Annotated in this window: 2 protein-coding genes; both read right to left on the bottom strand. The window is 40.7% G+C overall.

All coding sequences use genetic code 11. The annotated features are described in order from the left end of the window. Nucleotides 1–1,056: DUF6531 domain-containing protein (locus ACY2RQ_RS19070; protein ID WP_490114598.1), on the bottom strand; the 1,056-nt coding region annotated here is incomplete at its 3' end. A 63-nt stretch (nt 1,057–1,119) separates the two neighbouring features. Continuing rightward, nucleotides 1,120–2,668: DUF6531 domain-containing protein (locus ACY2RQ_RS19075; protein ID WP_490114599.1), on the bottom strand; the 1,549-nt coding region annotated here is incomplete at its 5' end.

Consider the following 2,668-nt stretch of genomic DNA (forward strand, 5'->3'; position numbering starts at 1 on the left):
TTGACCGCGCTCGTCAGTTATACCGGTGAGGGCATGAGGGAGAGAGGTGTTACCTTCGATATGCTCGGGTTCATTATAATGGTAGAGGAGTTTGGTTTTTTCCTCCGGATTTGTTTTTTCCGCTGAGGCATACATGTCTCTGAGCTTATATTTATATTTAATGGTTCCACCAGGGTGTTCAAGCGATTTAATTCGGTTTAAGCCATCGCTTTGGAATGACAGAGTGTTACCCCTGTTATCCGAAACTAGATCAAGAGAATCATTTCTGTGGTCACCGCCTTTGTGGGTAGGAATATCGTAGAATAGATTTAACTCATAGCCATCCGTGTATGTTATGCGATTGAGTCGGCCCGATTTTAAATCATAATGCTCCGTACCGTTACTCTTGTTTTTCAGGAGTAAGCTGTTCTCTTCTTCTAATAATTCGAAGGAGGCACCGCCTTCTGAGAACCAATGGTTATTGATTTTCCTAAATATGTGGAATTTTCCATCTTCTCTTGTTGATTTTATAGTTGACTTTGTTCTTTCTATGAACTCTATTTTTCTTGAGAACGTGTGGCTCCAATCTTTGGTGTAACTGTTGTAGTATCTGATGAATTCGAATTTCCCATTAACTGACTTAAAATCAACTTCTTCTTGGAATTTATTTCCCAGAAAAATGGAAATGGGATTGCCAACAGAGCAATCTTTGCCAAGGTTTCCACCAGGGTAGACTGGATCGGATACACAAATACCTTTATCGCTATCGAGAACTTTTGGTAAGGTGCAGCCATCTCCTCTACGTGTATAACCGACATTGACGAAATTATAGTATTTTCCATGCTTGTACCAACCAGCAAAAGCAGTAAGACCTGATATTTTTTTGGGAGTAAGATTCCATATAACTCTGGAGTTAGGGTGAGAACGTTTGACTATAGAAAGAAAGTGCGCCATAGGATCAGCTACTCTGATATTTTTATTACCTAGCCAATAATAATCCTCAGCATCTGCTGTGGACGAAAATAATAATGATAATAAAGCGATGAAATATGGTTTTCTTTTTTGTTTTTTATGCATAAGAAGGTTCTTCTTCACAAAAAAGGAAGCTTATTGAATGTGTATATTTAGCATTAACAAATATTATGAGACAGGTTTGATCTGACGGGACGTTAAAAGGCCCTTATCGTCGTAGGTGAATTCAATCACCCGGTCGGGTTCGGTAATTTTGATAGGCAGACGGAACTCAGGATGCCACTCGGTAGTAACAACCCGCTCATTAGGTGTGCCCTTGGCTTCCGTTCTTTTTATCTCCAAACCTCGGTTATTGTGGTCATAATCCATCACCACACCTTCCCAGTTCGTAACCAGATCCCGAAAGCCATTCACATCATAAGTTGTGGATTGATTGGCTGCAGCACAGTTGTCAGAGCGATGCCCTTCCACGCGGGTGACCTTGCGTACACCATGAATGGTGGTGTAGTGATAGGTCGTCTCTTTCCCTAAGGCATTGGTGACAGTGACGCGAGGGTCATCGGTATCATCAATATGGGTGTAGTCCAGAGTGACTTTTTCCTGACCGGCGTGTTGTGAGGAGGTGGCCCGGCCCTGGGCATCGTAGGTCCAGGTGGCAAAGCGCTGGCCGCGTTCATCGGTTATACCGGTAAGAGCATGGGGGAGGGAGGTGTTACCTTCCATATGCTCCGGTTCGTTGTAGTGGTAGATGCGTTCATTGTTTCCAGAAGCGCCTGAAGTCCTTTCAGGGAATGTCACTTTGGACAGGTTTCCAGATGCATCGTAGGTATATGTGTACACTTCTCCCGTGTCTGTTGTCAGAGAAGAGATGCGTTTCTGATTATTATATTGGAAAGTTAATTTTCCACTGTTTGAACTGGTAACCCATTTTATAATTGAATTATCGTATTCTAAATTTACTTGATATCCATCCCTCTCAGTAATAGATGTGATTTTTCCATCGGTGTTATACTTTTCTAGGGTTTCACTTTTTAATAACACATTCCACGTTTTTATTTTTTTCGCACCTTCTATTACTTCACTTATTTTAATGATTTCTTTCGAATCTGTTATCCATTTCTTGTCAAGTTTTTTGGATTCAATTACTTTTCCATCAGGTCGGTATAAGACAATATTGCTTTCATCTATCTTCTTGATAGACTGACTGAAGTTATGAGACCAACCATAACCCAGAGCACCAGGTGCGAAACTTAACATAGAATTATAATTTCTAGTAAAGTGTAACTTTCTAGTTCTTCTTACAATATCTATGGATTCTTGGAATTTATTACCATTTCCAGTATTGATTGGATTTCCTGTCATATTGCACTGTTTGCCAGCATTTTCTGGTGACTCCCCCTCCTTCATTTTTTTTCTCATAGCGGTGGGGAAATAGCCAAAGTTCTTAACTCTAATCTTATCCCAATACGATCTTGGAAATACGCAACCGTCTACAGCTTCCCAATTTTGACTAACTAGGGCTTTATATTCATCATTTGAACTACCTGCTGGAGTAGCAGTATTCATCACATACCAATAGTACCCATTGCTGGTTGCATACTCCCTATATCCGAGCTTTCTATCTTCCCCATTACATACGTTACGTATGGTAATACCCGTGCTTGCGGCATTGGAAGTGACAGGATTGATTAGCAAAGCAAGCAATAGTGGTATTTTC

Source organism: Parendozoicomonas sp. 209JJ7-1 (genome assembly GCF_058147085.1).